Below are 22,200 nucleotides of genomic sequence, written 5' to 3' on the forward strand. Positions count from 1 at the left end.
TGATCAGCATGGCAGATCAAGTGATTTTAGATTCGAACCTAAGCCTGATTTACGACATGGGGATGGACATTAACGGCAAACCAATCGAAAAGCGTAAAAGCTACAACAATGTAAAAACAGCTGCAACACCTGACCAGCTACTTCAAGTAGCACAAGCAATCGCTAGCTTACAAACTGAAACATTAACACTTGTTGAGCGAAGCGATACACATCAGCTTACAGTCTAAGCTGAGCTAAATCCCTCAGAAAGGAGGTGACAAACATGGCGAAAACTTTGGAACTGCAATTTTTAAACACAGAAGGAAAAACGGTTAAAATCAACATCGATTCTCCAATTGAACCTGTTGATACTGCCGCTTTAAACACAGTAATGGACACAATTGTTTCCACAAACATTTTCTTCTCAACTGGTGGGGACTTTGTTTCAAAAAAGGGAGCAAGAATCGTGGAGCGTAACGTAGAAGATGTTGTGCTTTCCTAATAAGGTGTTGGGCTGACAATGCATTTCTGTCAGCCCACCTTTCTATAAAAAGAACCAGAAAGTGAGGTGCAAACCATGGAGCAATGGATATCATTCATCAGCGAGGTCGGCTTTCCTATTATCGTAACGCTGTATTTGCTTAATAGGATTGAGAGCAAGCTTGATGCATTGAATCAGTCAATCCAGATGCTGCCTTCGCAGTTGGGGAAGGTGAATTAAATAATGCTGTTAAGAAGAGTGACGCATAGGCTCACTCTTTTTTTTATACAAAACCCTACTATTCAAAGGGCACCTTCGTTTCATATCCACTTTCCGCAATCACTACATTTTCTATTTTTTCAGATGTTTCTTTGTCAACTCTAATGACAAATGTTCTAGGTGTTGCATCAGATGTGCAATTTCCCTCTGGTTCAGACAATGGCAGTGTGATTGTTTTGTTGTCAGAGCTTAATTCAACATTTTCTATCTTATAAGGACAACTACCCGATTCGTAAACCCCAATGAAAAAAACATCTTTTTCTTTAAAATTAATACTTGGCAGTTTATTCTCAAACCCATACAAGTTCCATGTTTGTTCAAATTGTGATGAATTAACAGATTTCTTTACCATGTATTCAAACTGTGGTCCTGTTTCTCTCACAAAGCCAACCTCCTGGATATTTTCCGGCAATGTCTTTTCACTTGCTATCACATCTTTGTGATTACCTTCGATATCAGGCTCATTGCTACAGCCGGATAATAATAAAAACATAATTAAGGCAAGAGCAAGTAATGATTTGTGAATTTTCATATCATTTTCCTCCCCTTTCTCTATTCGATTTGACGATTATTTTATGTAAAAGTTACACCTCACAGGAGGATTTGGTTAACAAGAGCAGTTATGAAATGTTGCTTCTAATTAATAACTTTTAAATTTTTTCATACACACGCTACCCAAGTCTCCTTTTTCTATATATAGAGGGTGAAAGGAGGTGATCAGGATGGCAAATCAAGTAATCTTAGATTCTAACTTAAGCTTAATTTACGACATGGGGATGGACATTAATGGCAAACCAATCTCTAAACGTAAAAGCTACAACAACGTGAAAACATCAGCAACACCAGATCAATTGCTTCAAGTAGCACAGGCTATCGCTAGCTTACAAACCGAAACATTAACACTTGTTGAGCGAAGCGACACACATCAACTTACAGTCTAAGTTCTACTAGATTACTAGGAAAGGAGGTGACATCATGGCAAAAACGTTAGAACTTCAATTTTTAAACACAGAAGGAAAATCAGTTAAAATCAACATCGACTCACCGATTGAGCCTGTTGATACGGCTGCATTAAACACAGTAATGGACACAATCGTTTCTGCGAATATATTCTTCTCGACTGGAGGAGACTTTGTTTCTAAGAAAGGAGCTAGAATTGTGGAACGTAATGTTGCGGATGTTGTGCTTTCGTAATGAGGGTTGGGGCTTTACAGAGGTTTCTCTGTTAGCCTCTTTTTTTGATTAATAGAGAAATTGAGGGGCAATTAGGGTTTTGTGGGAACATGGAAACTTAGTGATTTACAGGCAAAAACAAACCGCTTTACCTTGTTCGTTTGATTTTATCTTCGATTTCGGGGACTTTATCTTCGATTCTGAAGGTTTTATCTTCGATTTCGGGAGCTTTATCTTCGATTTTACCGATTTATCCACTTTTCTACAAAAACCGACAAAAACCTCACTTCTTGACCAAGTGCTGTATCAGTTTTATCTGGGTTCTGAGCTATGTCTTGTCTTACTTGGTTAATGTTCATCATGAACGGGAACAGAACCTAATTCAAGCTAACATGATTGAATAAGGTTCTTTATAATTAACTAGGATACGAGATCATTTCACCTCAAAGAGGTGTCATATATCAATTTTTACTTAACTATAATCTTATAACCCCATGGTTCTAAATCAAACTGTTGCTGGCTATTCATCTTTAAAAGTTTATTCGAAGGATACAAATGATATTTTCCCTCTAACGTTTTACCTTCTACGTTACCAGAAACAGGTTCTGGTGAAAAATTCATAACAACAATGACCTTCGATTTACCTTTTACTCTTTCAAAAGCAAGAATACGTTCGTTAGATGTTTCAAAAAAGTTCGTCTCTCCACCAGCTGAACCATTCCACAATGCCTGATTTTTCTTTTTAAGTCGAACTAAATCCTTGTAGAAATCTTGCATAGATAAGTCTTCCCACGAAATTTCATCTTTATCAAAGAATGCTAATCTTTTATCAAGTCCTGCTTCTTGACCTGAATAAATTAACGGTATTCCTGGTAAAGTAAAGGTTAAGGCAGCCATTGTTTTTTCGGCCTCTCCGAATAACTCTTGTGTTGTACCTTCCCATGAATTTTCATCATGATTTGTCGTCCAATGCATCGCATAAGAGCCAGTTGGATACAGTCGTTTCATTTTATTAACATAAAACTTAACGTTTTTTGCACTTTTATTTCCTGCTGCAATATCTCTCATCGTATGAGAGAGTTCCCATCCATAATTGAAGTTAAAAGCATTTTTCAGAAAATCATATTCTACATTATCTTCTGCCAACATATAAACTGGCTTAATTTTATCAAGTTCTTTACGCGCAGTTTCCCAGAAGTCTACTGGTACACCAACTGCGTAATCAGCACGATAACCATCAATATCAGCTTCTTCTACCCAATATTTCATAGCATCGATCATAGCAGCTCTCATGTCAGTATTATCATAATTCAAATCTGCTACATCTAACCAGTTTGTACCCGGTGGATGAGTAATATTTCCACTATCATCCAATGTATACCATTCTTTATTTTCTGTCCAAACATGGTCTCTTCCTGTATGATTAGCGACCCAATCAAGCATAATTTTAAAGCCCATATCATGTGCTCGATCTACTAATCTTTTAAAATCTTCCATTGTTCCAAACTCTGGGTTGATCGCTTTATAATCCTGGATGGCATAATAGGAGCCTAAGGTTCCAATCCGCCCCTCTTGAGAAATCGGATGAATCGGCATAAACCACAATACTTCAACTCCTAGTTTCTTTAATCGCGGTAAATGCTTTTCAAATGCTCTAAAAGTACCTTCTTCTGTATATTGTCTTACATTCACTTCATATATAGTTGAATTCTCCGACCATTTAGGGAAATGTGCGTTACTGTTTTCAACTATGACTGTAAGATCTGGAGAGGTATAAACATAATCATCTCCCTCTGTAATATACACGGAGTCATATTCATTTAGCTTTGTAAATGCCTTGCTATCCCCATCTTTCTCTCCAGTTTCCCGATTAACAACGATGAAATTGATTACCCCTGGATTTTCATTTAATTCAATATCAACATATGCTCCATGCTCTCCTATTTGCTCATTCGAAAAAGGAGTAGCACCTGTTGGCCACCCACCTACTTGGTCTGAAGGTGTCGCAACATCTCCCCATAACCATAGTCCCCATTTGTCGTAATTTTGATCTTCTCTTTCATAATAAATCCTGATTGTAGAATCATTCGTCTCAGCTGAAGCAGTGTTGTGATAAGAAAAGTACAAACTCGAAAACAACATAATTATCATCATCAGTACTACACTTTTACTCAAACACTTTTTCAATACACCCGCTCCTCTACTTTTTAATAGTCTTTCTAGGTGTTTCACAACCTTATTAATTGCGCTTTCTTTTTACCGGTAATCACCTCCCTAAAAACTAATTTATTTATCTAGTAGTTTCTCGCAAATTAATACGTGAACCCTTTTAGGCAATTGATCCATTAAATATCTAACTTAAAGCGAATCTTTTCCCTTCCATTTTCAATAAAGTTTTCAGGTGAAATACTCTCTCCGTTTATGAAAACTTCCTTCTCTTCAACAGATCCGTGAAAGACCAATGTCCATTCTTTCCAATCAGGCTGATAGTTCCCTATATTCTCGATCGTAAATTCTAATCTATTGGCATGGAATTCACAGGAAAGATGTTTTTCTAAATAGTGACCTTGTTCATAAGAAAATGTTTTACCATCATCCTCATATAAAACGTAGCTTGCACTACCATGATTGGATGGATACAAGTGAATTTGCAAATCCTCTTCACGATGTTCAGTAGATTGTTTAATAGAACCATGAGCTATGAATGTTCCTTCTTTAACAAAGATCGGTAAATGATCAAGGCTTGCTTCAACTAAAATGTGTTGATTACCTTCACTAATTCCACCAGTCCAATAATCTACCCAATTTCCTTCAGGAAGATAAACAACGCGATGGAATGTATCTGGCTTCGTAATTGGCGCTATAATGACATTTTCCCCAATCAAAAATTGATCAGATAAATTAAAAGTATGATGATCCTTAGGATACTCCATAAATAATGGACGCATTACTGGTACACCCGTCTTGCTTGCTTCGTGAAATAAAGTATAAAGATGTGGCAGCCATTTATAACGAAGCTGGATGTATTTTTTAACGATTGCTTCAATATCTTCACCAAATGACCATGGTTCTTGGCGGATACTTTCTAGAACACTATGATTACGAAAATAAGGTGTGAATGTCCCAAATTGTGTCCAACGCGCTAACAATTCACCCGTTGTATCGTGTGCAAATCCACCTACATCCGGTCCTGTAAAGCTACACCAGAGACACCAAGATTCATACACATTGGGATCGCCATTTGCAAATGTTCCCAAAAGCTTCTGTTATCACCAGTCCAAACAGCAGCATAGCGCTGTACCCCAGCATATCCAGCACGAGTTAATAAAAATGGACGCTTCCCATTTAGTAGATTTTTCATCCCATTGTAGGTTGCTTCTCCCATATAAAAACCATATAAATTATGCATTTCTCGATGAGATTTTAAACTACCATCTTGATTATGCATCACTTTAGTATCCATTGTTTTTGTTTCATTAAAGACCGCCGGCTCATTCATATCATTCCAAATGCCTTCTATCCCCATATCTGTATAAAATTTATGTTTTTCTCCCCACCACTTTCTAACTTCGCTGTTCGTAAAGTCAGGAAATGCACTATTTCCTGGCCAAACATCTCCATGATAGATTTGTCCGTCAATGTATTGACAAAATAGATCACCATGAATACCCTCTTGATAAATGGAGTATTCCGGATCTTCTTTCACACCTGGATCAACAATTGGTACAACATGAATACCCGCATTCTTTAAATCTTTCAAAAGTTGTTCTGGATTTGGAAAACGATCGCGATCAAATGTAAATACCCTGTAACCATCCATATAATGAATATCTAAATAGATGGCATCCACCGGTATCTCTTTTTCTAGAAAAGAAGTAACAAGTTCTCGTACTTCTGCTTCTGTTTCATAACTATAGCGAGACTGATGATAACCAAGTGCCCACTTTGGCGGAATATCCATACGACCAGTAAGTGTGGTATATTGTTCCAATACATCTTTAGGTGTAGGGCCTACCATCACATAATAATCTAGCTCTCCACCTTCAGCAGAAAACGAGTAAATATCTTTTTCTGACTTCATATCAAAGATCGTTTTGAATGTATTATCAAAGAAAATTCCATGAGCGAATCCTTTATTTAAGGTCATAAAAAACGGAATGGATTGATAAAGTGAATCAATCTCTGGATTATGTGGGGCAAACACATCACTATTCCACATTGTCATCTTTTCTCCCCGTTTATCTAAAAAGCTGGTCTTTTCACCAAATCCATAGAAATGATCTTCGGTTTTCAGCTCTTTATAGCAAATCACTTCTTTTTTCTCGTTATATCCCATACCACGTACTGTTTCTTGTACTAGTAACCGCTCATCATGATCATAGATTGAGATACGGAAAGGTTCACGTGTTATGTTTAATGATAGTTTTGAGGTATGAAGATTAATTGTTTCTTCCGTCTCACTCACAGCTACATCTACAGTTGCTGGTTCGGTTACTAAGGCAAAACTACTTTCCATAGTAGGTGGTGAAAATGGATTCATCACAACCCTGACAATATCTTCTCTATAGAACTGAATATTCACGAACCCTTGTTCACATACAAATGAATAGGTGTTATCTATTTCCGTATAAGAATTCAAATGACCAATATCATGATAAGGAACACCTTCAATAGACTTTTTACTACCAGGATGAATCGCAAAACTTGTATCTTGCATGTTTAGACCTCCTTATTATTTTGTATCAAAATGCAATAGCTCCAGGGTGCAAAATCAAAACTATGTTGTTTCGATAAAAGGCATGAAGAGTGATCGAAGTACAGCTGATAGCTACCTGCTAGTGAGTCATCATTCACAGTCGTAGAAACATGGTTCTGTGATAAGTTAGCCATCACTATGACTCTATTCTTCTCCGTTATCCGTTCAAACATCAAAATTCGTTCATCTGATGTCTCAAGAAAGTTTGTTTCTCCTCCATCGATTCCATTCCAAAGAGCTGAATTTTCCTTTTTCAAATAAATCAGTTCCTTATAAAATGGCTGCATGGTTAAGTCATCCCAAGAGATTTCATCTTTTTCAAAGAACTCTAATCTTTTATCAAGTCCAGCTTCTTGTCCTGAGTAAATTAATGGAATACCTGGTAAAGTAAAGGTCAATACTGCCATCGTTTTTTCTGCTTTACCGAACAATTCTGATGTGGTACCTTCCCAAGAATTATCATCATGGTTTGTGGTCCAGTGCATTGGGTAAGTGCCTGTTGGATATAACCTTCCCACCTTAAGCACATAATCCTTGACATCTCTCGCACCTTTTTCACCTTTAGCAATATCACGCATGATATGATTAAGTTCCCAACCATAGTTTGAATGGAAGGCTCCATCTAGTAATTCATAGAATCTATTATCTTCTGCTAGCATGTAAACTTGTTTGATCTTATCCAGTTCGTTACGTGCTTTCTCCCAAAACTCTACTGGAACACCACCGGCATAATCAGCACGATATCCATCAATATCTACTTCTTCCATCCAAAACTTCATAGCTCTAATCATAGCCGCACACATATCTGGATGATCATAATTTAATTGTGCAACATCATGCCAAGTCGTCCCTTGTGCTGTTGGTGAAAGTATTTCTCCATTGTTGTTTGTTTGATACCAGGTTTTATTCTTAATCCATTCAGAATCCCATCCCGTATGGTTTGCCACTAAATCTAATAAAATCTTAAATCCCATTTCATGCGCTTTTTTTACTAAGCTCTTAAAATCATCCATTGTTCCAAATTCAGGATTAACAGCTCTATAGTTTTGTACAGCATAGTAAGAGCCTAGGGTACCAGCCCTTTTTTCTTTGGAAATAGGATGAATTGGCATAAACCAAAGAATATCTACTCCTAAATCTCTAAGCCGCGGGAGATGTTCCTCGAATGCCTTAAACGTTCCTTCAGACGTATATTGTCTAACATTTACCTCATATATCACGGCATCCTTTACCCAGTCGGGAACTTTAGCTCCAATAGATTCACCTTTATTAATTGCATTGTTTATTCTTTTATTCACCAATTCTCATTCCTTTCAAATCAACCTTTAACAGAACCCAGTGTAATTCCTTTAACGAAATATCGTTGAAAAAATGGATAAATCACTAAAAGAGGAAGCATTGAAATGAATATTTTCGCAGCATTTAAGGTTTGATTAGAAGAGCTTGCAAGACGTTGTGCTGATTCTGCATCAATTTGTGAAGGATCAATTTCAACCGTTACTGAGCGGATATATGTTTGCAAAGGATATAAATCATTATTTGTCATTAACACAAGTGCCTGAAAAAACTCATTCCAATGCATAACAATCGTAAAAACTAAGATTGTCGCTAGAACTGGCTTAGACAATGGTAAATAGATATCAAACAGAATTCTCCAAGGTCCTGCACCGTCCATTACCGCTGATTCTTCTAATTCTTTCGGCAAGTTTCTAAAGAAATTCATCACCAAAATCACATTAAATACAGGTAACCCACCACCAAGAACGAGACCCCAAATATTGTTCGTCATTCCTAGTGTTTTCATCGTCATATACCAAGGAACTAAACCACCGTTAAAAAGCATCGCAAAGATTAGCAGCCACATAATGATATTTCTTGGTCCAAACTCTTTCGATGTTTTCGATAATGGGTATGCCATTAAGACCACAACTACGAAGGTCGTGATCGTTCCCAAGACCACTCGCTGAATTGAAATCAAGAATGAACTAAGAAATTTACCATCTTCAACAATTAGAGAATAAGCTCCCAATGTAAAATCCTTTGGCCAGAAAAATACCTGTCCGGCTGAAACAGCTGCTTTATCACTTAAAGAAATAACTAATGTGTACCAAACGGGATAAATACAAAGAAGCGTAATTAATATAAGCAAAACAACATTAAAACCATTGAAAAACCTGGATACTAGTGTTTTGTCTTCTACCATTTACCTCACACCTTTATTAGAAAATTCGATAATTAGCAAAACGATAGGCCAATCCATATGAGAACGCAATAAGAATAAAACCAACAATCGACTTTAATAGTCCTACTGCTGTTGCTAACCCATATTGCATATCAATAAGTCCAAGCCCGGTAAACCCATGTGTCGATAATATCCCCTGTTGAATAAACAAGTGGATTATAGAGATTAAAAATTTGATCAAAACCTGCATTCAAAATATTTCCCATACTTAACGTACCTAATAAAACCGCAACAGGTAAAATACTCGGTAGTGTAATACTAATTAGACGTCTAAATTGAGAAGCACCATCAATAGCAGCAGCTTCATACAGTTCTGGACTTATAGACGTAAGGGCTGCAAAATAAATAATGGCTGCAAATCCAAATTCCTTCCATATATCACTACCAACAACAAGTGCCGGAAAGATGCCCGCATCAGCAAAAAACATAATCGGTTTTATACCTAAAGCGGTAAGAAATTGATTCACAGGTCCTGAGATTGAAAACATATCTAGCATAATGCCGGCGATAATTACCCATGATAAAAAGTGCGGTAAATAAACAATTGTTTGAACAGAACGGGTGAAAAATCTGTTTTTCACTTCATTTAACATTAGTGCAAATACTAATGGCACAACTAAGTTTCCAATCATTTTTAACAGTGCAATGACGATCGTATTTCTAAAGATTTGTTTACTATCATCAAGCTCAAACATATACTTAAAATTCTCAAGTCCAATCCACTCTGACTTCCACAACCCTATTCCGGGATTAAAATCCTTAAAGGCCATTAGAATTCCATACATAGGTAATAAATTAAAAAAGAATAACCAGATAATTCCTGGAAGTAGCATCAAATAATAATGCTTGTAATCTGATCTATTTTTCTTCGTCTTTGTCCTAAGGTTGATACGAAGACCACGATGACTTTTTATCGTTTCAGCTTTGTTTTCCATACTCTTTATCCTCCTTAGAAGATATCAAGACGAGTGAAACACCACCCGTCTTGACTATTTTTACTTTAATTCATTAACTTCCTTCGTGATTTGCTCTCCACCCTGGTCGTACCACTTCTCAACAAATTGATCGAAATCACTAATTGGTGCATTCCCCATGATGATTTTTAAGAATGTTTCATCTTCTAATTTCTTTAAATTATTCCATTTTAATTCCATCGTTTTTGTTTTTGCTGTGGCTACGCTACGAACATAATTGATATCTGCATTGATAAAAGCAGAACCACCATTTAGATGAGCGTATAAATGAGTGAAGAATGCTTCATCCCCAGCTCTGTCCCAGTATTGAATGTTATAGTCATCATACGGTTCCTTTTTCACATTTTTCACATGTTCTGCAAGATCATACGCAAAGCCGTAGTTTACCTTATCAATATCCTCTAGCTTAAGTTCTCCAGCAAGATGCTTCTGTGTTGAAGTTACGGCATACTCTAACTGATCTCCATGTCCCATAACCATGAATAGCGGAATTTCCTGTGAAGTCATTTGCTTATCTGCTACTACTTCTTCATAACTAGCGTCTTTTTCGCTCACATGAATATTAAGCATTTTTATGACAGCTTCAGGATGTTCATAGTCTTTGCTAACTACGATGTACGTACTTCCAGTCGTTTCGTTTGAATTGATTTTCCCTGAGGAATCTGCAGGGCCAGCATAAGGGCGCCAGTTAGCCTTTGGATCATTTTTAATAGAATCTTCTAGATTGTACGGTGACCACCAAGGACCAAAGAAGATCCCCGCTTTTCCACTTACAAGTACTTCTTGCGCACTTTTTCTTAAAGCCATTTCCTGATCGAGGATTCCTTTTGCATACCACTCGCGCATCATTTCAAGTGTTTTCTTTGTTTCTGGTGTAGTTGATCCATATACAGCCTTGCCATCTTTGTCTTTTACCCATATTCCCGGGTAAGCGTTGTTTGCAAAGAATAGAGATGAGAAATTTAAGAAATGATCACCTGAAGTTAAGAATGTTGAACTAAGTGCTCCTCCTTGTGATGTTCCTACGATTCCTAATGTGTTGTCTCCACCCATTTTGTTATCAATAAATGCTTGTGCAACTTTTTCAAGATCTTCTAACGTCTTTGGTGCCTCAAGACCTAGCTCATCAAGCCAATCTTGTCGGATCCAAGTTAACGGTGCTGATGGAAGAGTTGTTTCAGGTAAAGCGTATAATTTTCCATCGTAAGTAACATTGTCTAATAAGCCCTGGGTTAGAGTCATAAATATCCTTTAATCTCTCTGCCCCATATTTATCATAAACATCAGTTAGATCTGCCAACTGACCTGCTTTTATCATTTGTTTAAGTTGAGTTTCGTTAACAACCATTGCATCTGGGATATCGTTACTAGCAATTGATAAACTTACTTTTTGCTCATAGTCCTCACCTGCTGTTGCTTCCCATTCATGTTTTGTCACAATGTTATACTGATCTTCTAACCAACGAGTGTATACATTGTTTTCAGGTGTATCCTCACCATCAAATTGATAATTTGGATCAATTCCTCTTCCAATTGAAATTTCAACGGGTTCTGAAAAGCTTCCTAATGGATCAATATTTTCTTCAGAAGTACTTTTGGTTTCATTCGGTTCGGTACTGCTTGTGTCCTTACCCATACAGGCACTTAAACTCGCAATCACTAGCAATAAACTTAAGAATGTGAACAGCCTTTTTTTCATCTTTCTCCCCCTCTTTATATTTCATTTTTGTTTACGCTTTCAATATACCACGACACCTTATTTCTTCGAGTTAGAGAGCGATTTCAAATAAAGTTCATTATTTTCTAATAAATAGAAAAACGTTCAAAAAATGTCTACCTTCTTTTCGAACGTTTTCTACCCTTTTTATTGTTTTCAACTGTGGGGACTCTTGGAATAAAAAAAACGCTCGAAATAAAGTCAGCTTTATTCCGAACGATTCCTACCTCCTATTTACCCTTTGAATCTGTTCTTCTATATTCACTAGGTAACACTCCTACATAATCCCGAAACAGTCTGCTAAAATACTTTTCATCGTTATACCCAACCTTCTCTGAAATCCACTGAATCGTTTTCGTAGAGTTACGTAAATATTCTTTTGCTCTTTCCATGCGAATTTCCCTTAAATAATCTGTATAGGTTTGACCAATAATATCCTTAAAACACTGACTAAAATAACTGCTACTCATATTCACTTTTCTAGCAATCTCCCCTGCTGTTAAAGGCTGATCAATCATTTTTTGCGCTAATGTAACGGCTCGCATGATGCTATCATGAATTTCATCTGAATAAGGAGTCTTCGTATTTATCACTTTGATAATCTCTCTTATTTCCTTTAACCATATCTCAAAATGGAACCAGCTGGACAGAAAGTCGTCTATGGTGATCGGTTCAGACAAGATTTGACTGTAAAGCCTGTTCCATTCATCTGTTAACGAATAAAAAAACCTTGTTAGTCGTATTGGCTGCATCCGCATTGCTTTAAGCTCATGAAGCATGTTTATAAACACAGCATCATCATAAATCCACTCACCGGAAAGCCACTTTTCTTTTATCCTATTTAAATCATATTTCGTTTCTTTCTTTTCCTTTGCTAACAGCTCTTCACTTTGAACAATCTGAAAAGGCTGTACTGGGTCATAATCATAAAACAAGTCGCTCTTTTGATATCCACGAAGAAGTTGTAAAATTGACTTTCGATCCATTCCTTTTAGATTTTGAAACACGATGAGAGCATATTCTAACTTTGAGTTCATCCATTCAAGTATGGATTCTTTTTCTCGTTCTAGCATATCTGTCCAATACCATATGCCTATATCTGCTTCGAAGGCTCTTTTTAATAAAGAAGCATCTATTTTTGCTTCATCTTTTTGGAGGTTTAAGGCGTATAAAACAATTAAATCATTTGTTTCCTCGATTTCCTCTTCGCTTGTTAATTGTCTTTTTAAAGAATCTTTCTGCTCTATTAATGAAACAATTCGTTCTAGAACATCCTCAAATTGTTCTTTTTCTAACTCTGTTTTTGCAATATAATCAACTGCTCCCATGCGAAGGGCCTTCTGCACATATTCAAAATCTTGGTGCAATGTTAGAACAACAATTTGGATATGTGGATACCTTTGGCTTACTTCCTCCATCAATTCAATTCCTGACATAACAGGCATAGCTAAGTCCGTAATTAATAAATCAACCTTGTTCGTTTCCATAAATTCAAGGGCTTTCTCACCATTATTGGCTTCACCCACGACAATCATGCCAAAATCCTCCCAAGGCATAAATGAGATTAGTCCTTTACGAACAATTTTTTCATCATCTACAACTAAAACTCGTATCATTGAGTATTTTCACCCCCGGATACAGGTAGGAATATAGAAACAATCGTGCCTTTTCCAACCTCACTTTTAATTTCTAACTTAGCTTTATCTCCATAATTCGATTCAAGAATTCGCTTTACATATCTCATCCCAATTCCCATCCCCACCTTCTGGCTTTCATCTTTTTGATCAAGAAGTAAAGCTTCAATCTCTTCTTTCGACATTCCCGATCCATTATCTTGAATTGTAATTTGAAGGTTGTCCATTAGTTTAATATCCACATGAATATATCCGTTATCACTAACACCATGATAAAGAGCATTTTCCACTAGGGCTGAAGAATGAATCGAGGAATGGAAATCCCCATCGTGTTTTCATCTACATCAATATCAACATCAAATTGAAAATCATAGCGAATTTGCTGTAGCTGTAGATATTCTTTGACTGCTTGTATTTCTTTCTCAACCGTTGTTTCTTCACCCATTTTTCCAAGATTGTAGCTCAGCAATTTATTTAAAGAGAGAACAAGCTTATCAATTTCTTTGTTTCCGTTAAAAACAGCAAGCCAACGTACGGTATCGAGTGTATTCATGAGAAAATGTGGATTGATTTGATATAATAATTTCTCTACCTCTAAATCTGCTCTTCGTTTTTCTTTTTGTTCAACTTCTCTATATAAATCCCAAATCTTCGTTTTCATCGTTCTTACTTGATTGAGCAAATAATCAAATTCAGGTATTTTTGTTACTTCTGTATTTTGCGTTTCCGTTTGGATTAACGTTTTAATTTCTTTATTGAACTTATTCAAAGGGTTGTATACCATCTTCCATAAAAACCAGGCAAATAATAATGAAATTAAAATGAAGACAATAAAAATAATTGAAACTTGAAGAAGCCATTTATTTCGTTCCTGGTTAAGTTCTTTAACCGGGATGATCGAAACAATACTCCACCCTTGATTACTTGTTTCTTTACTCCAAAAGTACGTATCATAATATCCTGATTTGGCTTCAGAGCTGTATCCAGGAAACATATTATTCTCAGGAAAAACATCTTTATTTTCACTAAACGTCACTCTTCCTTCATTATTAAGAATGAGTAACCTCCGTGAATCATCTTTACGATTTTGAGGAGCAAATAAGGTTTCCAAAGCATTCCGACCTGTTTCAATGTATAAATAAATATTGTGATTTGATATATTCACTTTACGCATGGAGCTAAATACAAATTGATTAATATAGCCACTGTAACTTTTATGTGGACCATAATAGGTAATTCCCGAATATTTAGCCATAACTGGAAGCTGCTCCGGTAAAAAATCATCACGAAGCCTAAAATTTTCGAAATCATGTAAACCTGTTTCAGGATAATAGTACATAATTAACCCAACATTCGGGTTAGAAAAAGAAATCAAGTTGATTTCACTTTTGATTTCACTTAGTAACTCGATCCGTTGAGATGGTTCTGTTTCCTTTTGTAATGCCTCTAACAACAAAGTCACCCTGCCACCAAATGCTAACTGTTGCGAAACGTGATTTATATTATTTAAAGAATTCTCTAATGTTACTAAATCCTGCTTCAAGTTACTTTGAATCGAATTTTCGACCTTATTATCTATTATGGAATCTATTGTGTAAAAAGAGATCACACCTAGGCAAATAAATGGAATGAAGGTACTGATCAGAAAAATAACGATAATTCTATTTTTAAACGTGACTTGGCTCAAACGATTGACTATTAAGTTCTTCATCACAATGTTCTCACCCCCTTTAGTAACACAAGAATGTTAACGCTTTCAAAAACTGCTAATTATGTAAGCTTAATTGATTAATAGACTATTGGCTCTTTTAATGATAATTCTGTTTTCTCTGTTGCCTTTATCTTATTTACTATACCAATGGGAAATGAACGGAACAACCAGGATATCACTTTAATATATTCTGAATATTATACCAAATTTGAGCTATTATCAATATCTGTACAAAGTGGTATCAAAACTTGCATTACTATTTTAATCATACACAAAAAGCTCCAATCCGTTTTACACCAAGGAACTGGAGCTTCTTTTCTATTAGTTTTGCAATCAGTTAATGATCTCATAACCTTATAAGTCACACCACCTTGGAACTTCGCCTCCGTTTCTGTATAATACTTCTATAATAATTCCGTCTAACGGACAACTTTCAGTCATAACTCTCGAACGAGCATCATACATCTTTTCAAGGTAGTTTTTCTAGCTTTCGAATACAGGAGGTTACATATGAATCTAATTGAAGTACAACCCGTTAAATTTAGTTTTTTTGAAAAACCGCCCGCTTCGTCTATGAATCAAGCATTTGTTTATGAAAATGCTGAGCATAACTATGAGGTTGTTAAGAACGGAGATCGCCTTTCTCGAAGTGATTTACGCGCAGGTAAATATACAAAAGTTTATATTGTCGATATGAGTGTCCAGAACTTTAAAGATATAAGTGAGTATCCGTCCCTTGACCGCGGCCGTAGCTTTCAGATTGATTTATCGATAGATTACAAGGTTGTTGATCCTATTTCTCTTGTGCAGCAAGGAGCCGGAGAAATTGTTGCGTTTATTAAGAAAAAGCTTCCATATTGGCTTGAAGAAATCACAGTTGATTATTCAATTGAAGATATTAAACGAGTGAAAAAGCATATCGAGGACCTTCATGAGCACTCATCAATGGTGACAGGACTTAAGCAGGTGGGCATTGTTGTTTCTGACATCAACGTTCTTGTGAAGCAAAGCAGCAGTGATCAAGAGCACGATAAAATGTTCCGCGAAGTGGACAAAGATCGGGAGCTTAAACGATATTTGCAAGAATATGAGCTTGAGGATGCCCGTTTTATCGCGTCACAAATTCAAGAAGAAATTAAATCTGGTAATCTTTTTAATGCCCTGCTTATTGCTGAGAAAAACGAAGCAGCTGCTGACATTATTAAAAATCGGATTGCGAATGAAGAAAGATTTCGGATGGAAGTTCAGGAACAGGTTAGAACCATGCTGTTAGATCCAACTGTAGATGAGGTTGAAGCAAGAAGACAGTTGACGAAAATGAACCTGTATTTTCCTCTTGAGAGGTAGAGATTCACAAAAGGAGAGTCATACAAGTGGAATCGATTATGAATCAAGTATTTTGGCTATGGGTCCCTCTAGCCCTTCTGCCCATATGGCTGCGAATTGGTCTTACTGTTTTTCTAGTCATACTTGTAGCACGGCCAATCATCATTCGCCTAACACCGAAACTTATTCAATGGACGGCAATTCTTTTAACAAAGGTAGTCGAGCTGCTCTCCTACCCGGTGATGGTAGGATTTCATAGGTATTTGGCAAAACAAAGAGAGAATGGTAGCTATCATATTCCAGTTTGGATTGAAGGTAGTGAAGAGGTTTTTGCTCTGATTATTAAAGGACTAACAAAGGTATCAGATCTTTCAAGAAAACGTAAGAGAAACAGTATTCTAGCCAATCGAATTGTACGAACTGTTGCCATCATGTCAGCCATATTACTGCCGCTCGCAGTTGTGAATAATCCAACAGCATCCTACTCAGAAACCTGGCATCGCTTTGACAACTGGGTCACAACAGAAAAGGTAGAAAAAGAGCTCGGATTTCAATTAAGTGATACACAAAATAAGATTCTTGGTGGGGTAAATCAAGCGACTGCTAAAATAAATCCAATTGAGTTTGTGTTAACAAAGGACTTTAAAGAAGGTGGAAATATTCGCTCCACCCCATCACTAAAAGGGAAAATTGTTGGGAATTTCTCAACTGGGGAAGTAGTGACGTACCTCGGTGAAGAGGAGTATGACGAAACTGGAATACGATGGTTGAAAGTGGAAACACCAACAGGTAAGATTGGTTGGGTTTCTTCGAGGATTGTGGTAAAAAAGTAGGTGGCGCCTTAAAATGGCACCACCTACTTTTTTTGCCCCTTTTATTGTCTTTTTTCCAAATAAACCTCCACCCACGGCCGAATTGAAATATAAAGTCCCGCTATGACCAGCCAAGCAAAAGCAAGATACGTCCAACCTTTGAAAAACTGTAATGTATAATTGTAGCCAGTCAAAAACATGGTACCTGGGAAAGCAAAGATCAGAATAAACGTTAACCCTAGCGCCCAGCGCGTGCACATCTTGGCATCTTTCATCAATTGCTTATCTTCCATGATTAGATAACCTCTCTTTCTGTTGCAAGCTGAAGTTCCTTCTCTTCTTCATCAAAGCTTTTGAATTGATCTTTCATTGCTTCAAAATCAAATTCCTGTTTGGAGATTAAAGCATGACCTATTGAGATCACACCACTCACAACAAACACCGTGACATTTCCGTACAGCATTGCATGGAGTTGACCTAGCGATTCGACTGTAATTTCTCCGGATAGCATATGAGCAGAAAGTAACCAAACCGTAATACCAGATACCATTCCAGCTAAAGCCCCATAAAAACAGCCGTTGTTCGTTGCACGTTTCCAAAGAAGACCAATTGTTAACGGAATAACCGCACCACTTACAAAGATCCCCATCGCCATATACACAAAGCCTAGACCGATTCCAATATTAAACAGTAAAACCGATAAAATACCCATTGCAAGTCCGAAGCTTAATGTAACAATACGTGACACCTTTAATGTTTTTTCACTACTTGCTGTTGGATTAATCGATTTACGATAAATATCTGTGACAATAATATTTGTAATAGCTGTTAGCTCTGCTGCACCTGTGGACATAACGGCCATGAACAACATTACTAAAAACAAAATCGAACCTACGCTACCTAGTAATTCCGCTGCCATCAACGGTGCAGATGCATCCGGATCCGTGATATTTAAGCCAAGTCCCGCTGCCGTTACCCCTAAGAATGTGGCAATCGCAAACGGAATCGAAAACCATGCAACCCCACCGTAAATATATGCTTTTGATGCTGCACTATCCTTACTCGCGATCGCTCGTTGCCAATACGACTGATCCACAAATACCGTACCAAAGTTACCAATAATATTAATCATTCCAAACAGAAGTCCTGGTACTGAAGCCATCGTTAGCATTTGCTGTGATTCTGGTAAAGCGCGTAACCCTTCATAAATTGTTGTTGTACCAAACTTCATATACACAACAGTTGCAAAAATCGTTAAAATAACAAAAATCATGACCGTATTTAAATAATCTGCAATAAATGATGCTTTTAAGCCGCCAATCATCGTATAGATTGTAAATGTAAGTGGAATGAGAAGTGCCGCCACATAAACATTCATTCCCGTTAATGAATTTAGAGCAATTGCGCCGCCTAAAATAACCATCGCTGTTACAATAATATTTGTCATAAGAGCAAAAAACATCATTAGCTTATGATTTTTTTGATCAAATCGTTTTCCGATAAACTCTAAAAACGTATGTGCCTTTGGCGCCTTTCGTTTTAAATGAATCGCAACAATGGCAAACAACAATACTTGAATACAAGCTCCTGCCGCATACCAATACGGCCCGCTAATACCATATTGAAAACCTGTTGATGAAGACATCATTAATGTTGCTGCCCATGTCCAAGCTGCAATAATCGATGCACTAGCTAACCGGGTTCCCACACTTCGCCCAGCCGTACTAAATTCCTCAGCAGTCATCTTTGTCTTCGAACGACGCTGCATAATGATTGTCAAACCAGTAAAAAACACACCAAAAATAAGTAAAATCATATATCCCGTTGTTGACGTTAACATGAACCTACCTCCCATTTTTAAAAGCTAACAAAACACTTACTTCCAAATAAATTAAATGTGATTAAATCTAACATGACTAAGTATAGTGAATTTTCTAACTATTAATCAAACGACTTGTTAGGTTTTCTGACATTGTAATTTTATGGGTGGTTTCTTTAGAGTTTAAAAATAGAAGCATAACTAGTTGTTTCAACAAGGGAACCTTTTACTTTCATGATTTAGTGCTGAAATTTCATATGAATCAACATCCAGAATTACATTTTTTTATTTTTTTGTAAAACACACGCTACTATTTCTCTAATTTTCTATATATAGTCTACGAAAACAATATTTGAGAGAAGGGAAAGTGGTTAAAATGAAAACAGGACAAATGTTAAATACCTATTTTTGGAAGAGTGCATCTTTAATGAACAGAGAGGATAAGCTTTTTTACTTATATCTTCTGACGAATTCATGTACAAATCATATTGGAATCTATCAGATTACAAAAAAGCAAATTGCCTTTGAATTAGATTACTCGCTTGATACTGTTACTCTGTTAATGGACAGATTCACCGAGCAGTACAATTTGATTCATTATAATTCTACAACTCTAGAGCTCGCTATCAAAAAGTGGGGGGAAATTTACTCATTGAGCCTATTAAAGGAAAAAGAAATATGGACTATTTATTTTCAGAACTGAATAATGTCGAGGATCCATCTCTCATTTCATATGTCTCAGAATCGATTGCTCAACCAGAAATTCGGAGCCTCTATGAGTCTTTTTTTGAGTCTGGAAGATTGTCTTCCAGCTTAGAGGAGTAATTACTTTCTTGATGATCATGGGATTTTATTAGGACCGCTACCTGAAAAGAGTTAATGAAGTAACCTCTGCTATTAGATTAGTTATTGCCCATATATCGATAATGTCGAAGACCACTCTTAAAAGCAAAGGGTGGTTTTCTTGTTATCTAGTATTCGGGCAAATTCCGGATAGGTCTTAAAATCTAAAAAAGGATCATATTTGTAAAACCCCCTGCCAATACATCTTCAACATGATCTATATACCCTAGGCAATATACGCCATAACAGAGCAAAATCTCCGCTTATCTGCTTCATATGCCAATTACCCACTAGAGTCATAGCTTGATATTCTCAACTTACCGCGGAATACAAATAAGAATGCATTCTTAAGAAGGATTCTTACATGTGCAGTGAATTGGAATATGAGGAAGTGCATCAGCAATTCGAGCCAATGATTTATCATGCTATGAAAAGGTTGTCCATTTACAATAATAAAGAGGATTATTATCAGATAGGATGTATAGCATTATGGGAGGCCTTCCTTCGATTTAATAAAGAAAAAGGGGAATTTAAGTCTTATGCTTATTCTTATATTCTTGGCCATATGAAAATGGCTCTTTCCAAGGATAAAATGCAGTTTGAAAGAGACAATCAAGTTAAGGCGTTCTGGGATATAGATGAAGTTAGTAATGATCGAGCTTCAGATGTTTACTGGGAGGCTCTGATTGAAAAGCTTTCCTCCCACCTTACAGAAAATCAAATGAAATGGGTCAATAGTTACTGTCTTTATGGGTATACACCAACTGAAATTGCTGAGGAAGAAGGAGTATCAATTTCAGCCGTGAAGGCTTGGCGAAGGAATGCGCTAGATAACCTAAAAAAGCATTTTTCAAAGGATATTTTTTAATATAAATCGATCTTGTTCTCAACAAAAAACTAGGGACAAATGAAAGATGTCCCTAGTTCTTATTAAAGTTCTTTTAGCATTTATTTTTATACGCTCTACACCTTTACTATCTCTTTATATATTCGTAATTCTACCTACTTCCATAAACAACCTTCCTCAACACTGTACTCTCTCCACCAACTAACAGAATGTCCTTCCCTTTATCCCGATCATAAGCCGTAAAACTAACTACTTTTTCTCCCGAGTTGATAAATAATTCAATAGAATGTAAGTCAATATAGATAGATAGCGTGAGATCTTCATCGTTGTTTGTCGATAGTTCCTCCAAATTGATGTTGTTACCTTCATCACCATAATCTGATGATAGGAGCAAAACATTCTTTTCAACATCTATTTTGATATTTGTTGACTTTTCTTCGGCCTTATTGAGCTTAATTATGAGTTCTCCACTTGTTTTAGGCACAACGACTTCCAAAAAGCCTGTTGTTTTCCCTTCGATGAGTATTTCTTCTTCTCCCAAATGCACATTCTCACCAATAACAGAAGGAGAAAAGTAGTTCTGTGTATCAATAAACGGCTGTTGAACAAGCTGTCCGTTGATCACGTTTAATTTCCTCGGTAATGACATCATTCCATTAAATCCATATTCTTTTGGTGGATTTTCTTGGTTCCAGCGATGCATCCATCCAATTAACAACCGTTCTCCATCCTTACCCTCTGTTGATTGAGGCGCATAAAAGGTTTGCCCATAATCTAGTAAGCCCTTGTGTTCCGGAGTGAAAATCCCTTTCTCAAAATCCATCTCCCCAATCACATAAGCGGTTGTATTTTGTACATCCTTTGCAAACTGGGGATCACATGGCATTTCAGAGAATAAAAGAACATCCTTTCCATCGACACTAAACAAATCTGGGCATTCTAATAATTTGTTTTCTTCAAAGGATGATTGAAAGATGGATGAATGAAAGGTCCATTGAACTAAATCTAGTGATTTAAACATAATAATTTCGCCGCGCCTTTGAGTATTTCGAACAGATAATACACAATAATAGACACCATTCACTTCCATAACCTTTGGATCTCTAAAGTCACAAATTAAATAGTCTTCTGGTAACTGCTTTTCACCGATCACAGGGTTTAACTTATGTTTTTCAAAAGTAATTCCATCTTCAGATATCGCAATACACTGGCGTTCTGAAATCTCTGATTCTACTTTATCAAAGCCTAAGTTCGGATCAACATGACCCGTGTACATGACATATAGCTTTCCATCCTTTTCAATCGCACTTCCTGAGAAACAACCATTAGCATCATAGGCTTTGTCATTCGCCATCGCCACAGGGAGGTATTCCCAGTCAATGAAATTCTCGGTTACAGCATGCCCCCAATGCATATCACTCCAGACAATATCGTAAGGGTTATATTGGTAAAACAAATGGTATTTTCCTTGATAAAAAGTAAAGCCATTCGGGTCGTTCATCCATCCAATTTCAGGTGAAAAATGATAAATTGGACGGTTATTTACGTTGTTTTTGTTTTGTTGGATATAGTCATTTGCTTTTTGTAATTTATTCATTTTGCACCTC

At 36.6% G+C, this 22,200-nt stretch carries 21 protein-coding genes and 2 pseudogenes; 9 read left to right on the forward strand and 14 right to left on the reverse strand.

What is annotated here, in order from left to right:
• The first annotated feature begins 8 nt into the window (after window positions 1-8).
• The 3 genes from MVE64_RS11715 (at window position 9) to MVE64_RS11725 (ending at window position 700) form a co-directional block, all read left to right on the forward strand.
• Window positions 9-227: a DUF1659 domain-containing protein gene (locus MVE64_RS11715; protein ID WP_247346579.1), complete on the forward strand. Its 219-nt coding sequence runs from the start codon at window positions 9-11 to the stop codon at window positions 225-227.
• 35 nt (window positions 228-262) lie between these two features.
• The gene (locus MVE64_RS11720) at window positions 263-481 is read left to right on the forward strand and encodes a DUF2922 domain-containing protein (RefSeq protein WP_247346580.1); all 219 of its coding nucleotides are present in this window, start codon (window positions 263-265) and stop codon (window positions 479-481) included.
• 75 nt (window positions 482-556) lie between these two features.
• Complete coding sequence (locus tag MVE64_RS11725) at window positions 557-700, forward strand: YvrJ family protein (RefSeq protein ID WP_098795627.1); 144 nt, start codon at window positions 557-559, stop codon at window positions 698-700.
• 58 nt (window positions 701-758) lie between these two features.
• Here MVE64_RS11725 and MVE64_RS11730 read toward each other — a convergent pair whose 3' ends face one another.
• The gene (locus MVE64_RS11730) at window positions 759-1,271 is read right to left on the reverse strand and encodes a hypothetical protein (RefSeq protein ID WP_247346581.1); all 513 of its coding nucleotides are present in this window, start codon (window positions 1,269-1,271) and stop codon (window positions 759-761) included.
• Window positions 1,272-1,461: 190 nt separating this feature from the next.
• Here MVE64_RS11730 and MVE64_RS11735 point away from each other — a divergent pair, with 190 nt between their 5' ends.
• Window positions 1,462-1,680, forward strand: coding sequence for a DUF1659 domain-containing protein (locus MVE64_RS11735; protein ID WP_247346582.1), 219 nt, complete (start codon window positions 1,462-1,464; stop codon window positions 1,678-1,680).
• Between the two features lie 34 nt (window positions 1,681-1,714).
• A complete protein-coding gene (locus MVE64_RS11740; RefSeq protein ID WP_247346583.1) occupies window positions 1,715-1,933 on the forward strand; it encodes a DUF2922 domain-containing protein in 219 nt (72 codons plus the stop codon).
• Between the two features lie 447 nt (window positions 1,934-2,380).
• Here MVE64_RS11740 and MVE64_RS11745 read toward each other — a convergent pair whose 3' ends face one another.
• From MVE64_RS11745 to MVE64_RS11785, 10 genes and pseudogenes are all read right to left on the reverse strand, one after another.
• Complete coding sequence (locus MVE64_RS11745) at window positions 2,381-4,099, reverse strand: alpha-amylase family glycosyl hydrolase (protein WP_247346584.1); 1,719 nt, start codon at window positions 4,097-4,099, stop codon at window positions 2,381-2,383.
• A gap of 158 nt (window positions 4,100-4,257) precedes the next feature.
• Window positions 4,258-6,629, reverse strand: a pseudogene (locus MVE64_RS11750) (glycoside hydrolase family 31 protein).
• 2 nt (window positions 6,630-6,631) lie between these two features.
• Complete coding sequence (locus MVE64_RS11755; RefSeq protein WP_247346585.1) at window positions 6,632-7,966, reverse strand: alpha-amylase family glycosyl hydrolase; 1,335 nt, start codon at window positions 7,964-7,966, stop codon at window positions 6,632-6,634.
• Window positions 7,967-7,986: 20 nt separating this feature from the next.
• Entirely contained in the window at window positions 7,987-8,871 is an 885-nt protein-coding gene (locus MVE64_RS11760; protein ID WP_247346586.1) for a carbohydrate ABC transporter permease, read from the reverse strand.
• Between the two features lie 16 nt (window positions 8,872-8,887).
• A pseudogene (locus tag MVE64_RS11765) lies at window positions 8,888-9,743 on the reverse strand (ABC transporter permease).
• A gap of 162 nt (window positions 9,744-9,905) precedes the next feature.
• Window positions 9,906-11,126, reverse strand: a complete 1,221-nt coding sequence (locus MVE64_RS11770; protein ID WP_345740803.1) for an extracellular solute-binding protein — start codon at window positions 11,124-11,126, stop codon at window positions 9,906-9,908.
• Window positions 11,062-11,583, reverse strand: a complete 522-nt coding sequence (locus tag MVE64_RS27765) for an extracellular solute-binding protein (RefSeq protein ID WP_345740804.1) — start codon at window positions 11,581-11,583, stop codon at window positions 11,062-11,064. Before MVE64_RS27765 ends, MVE64_RS11770 begins: the two co-directional genes overlap by 65 nt.
• 248 nt (window positions 11,584-11,831) lie before the next feature.
• Window positions 11,832-13,217, reverse strand: coding sequence for a response regulator (locus tag MVE64_RS11775; RefSeq protein ID WP_247346587.1), 1,386 nt, complete (start codon window positions 13,215-13,217; stop codon window positions 11,832-11,834).
• Window positions 13,214-13,477, reverse strand: a complete 264-nt coding sequence (locus tag MVE64_RS11780) for a sensor histidine kinase (protein WP_247346588.1) — start codon at window positions 13,475-13,477, stop codon at window positions 13,214-13,216. The genes MVE64_RS11775 and MVE64_RS11780 overlap by 4 nt, the downstream gene beginning before the upstream one ends.
• 47 nt (window positions 13,478-13,524) lie before the next feature.
• A complete protein-coding gene (locus MVE64_RS11785) occupies window positions 13,525-14,946 on the reverse strand; it encodes a sensor histidine kinase (protein ID WP_247346589.1) in 1,422 nt (473 codons plus the stop codon).
• A 510-nt stretch (window positions 14,947-15,456) separates the two neighbouring features.
• Here MVE64_RS11785 and MVE64_RS11790 point away from each other — a divergent pair.
• Both MVE64_RS11790 and MVE64_RS11795 read left to right on the forward strand, forming a co-directional pair.
• Window positions 15,457-16,293 carry a hypothetical protein gene (locus MVE64_RS11790; RefSeq protein ID WP_247346590.1) on the forward strand — a complete coding sequence of 279 codons (837 nt, stop codon included), beginning with the start codon at window positions 15,457-15,459 and terminating at the stop codon, window positions 16,291-16,293.
• A gap of 26 nt (window positions 16,294-16,319) precedes the next feature.
• Entirely contained in the window at window positions 16,320-17,105 is a 786-nt protein-coding gene (locus MVE64_RS11795) for an SH3 domain-containing protein (protein ID WP_247346591.1), read from the forward strand.
• Window positions 17,106-17,146: 41 nt separating this feature from the next.
• Here the strand turns inward: MVE64_RS11795 and MVE64_RS11800 are convergent, their stop codons facing one another.
• Both MVE64_RS11800 and MVE64_RS11805 read right to left on the reverse strand, forming a co-directional pair.
• Entirely contained in the window at window positions 17,147-17,377 is a 231-nt protein-coding gene (locus MVE64_RS11800) for a hypothetical protein (RefSeq protein WP_247346592.1), read from the reverse strand.
• 2 nt (window positions 17,378-17,379) lie between these two features.
• Window positions 17,380-18,924 carry a sodium:solute symporter family protein gene (locus tag MVE64_RS11805; protein ID WP_247346593.1) on the reverse strand — a complete coding sequence of 515 codons (1,545 nt, stop codon included), beginning with the start codon at window positions 18,922-18,924 and terminating at the stop codon, window positions 17,380-17,382.
• 355 nt (window positions 18,925-19,279) lie between these two features.
• On the opposite strand from MVE64_RS11805, the gene MVE64_RS11810 reads away from it, so the two are divergent.
• Window positions 19,280-19,606, forward strand: a complete 327-nt coding sequence (locus tag MVE64_RS11810; protein ID WP_247346594.1) for a hypothetical protein — start codon at window positions 19,280-19,282, stop codon at window positions 19,604-19,606.
• A gap of 504 nt (window positions 19,607-20,110) precedes the next feature.
• The gene (locus MVE64_RS11815) at window positions 20,111-20,614 is read left to right on the forward strand and encodes a sigma-70 family RNA polymerase sigma factor (RefSeq protein WP_247346595.1); all 504 of its coding nucleotides are present in this window, start codon (window positions 20,111-20,113) and stop codon (window positions 20,612-20,614) included.
• A 130-nt stretch (window positions 20,615-20,744) separates the two neighbouring features.
• Here MVE64_RS11815 and MVE64_RS11820 read toward each other — a convergent pair whose 3' ends face one another.
• A complete protein-coding gene (locus MVE64_RS11820) occupies window positions 20,745-22,190 on the reverse strand; it encodes a glycoside hydrolase family 32 protein (protein WP_247346597.1) in 1,446 nt (481 codons plus the stop codon).
• Between the last annotated feature and the right edge of the window lie 10 nt (window positions 22,191-22,200).

The organism is Metabacillus endolithicus, from assembly GCF_023078335.1.
In the GTDB taxonomy this organism is placed as follows: domain Bacteria; phylum Bacillota; class Bacilli; order Bacillales; family Bacillaceae; genus Metabacillus; species Metabacillus endolithicus.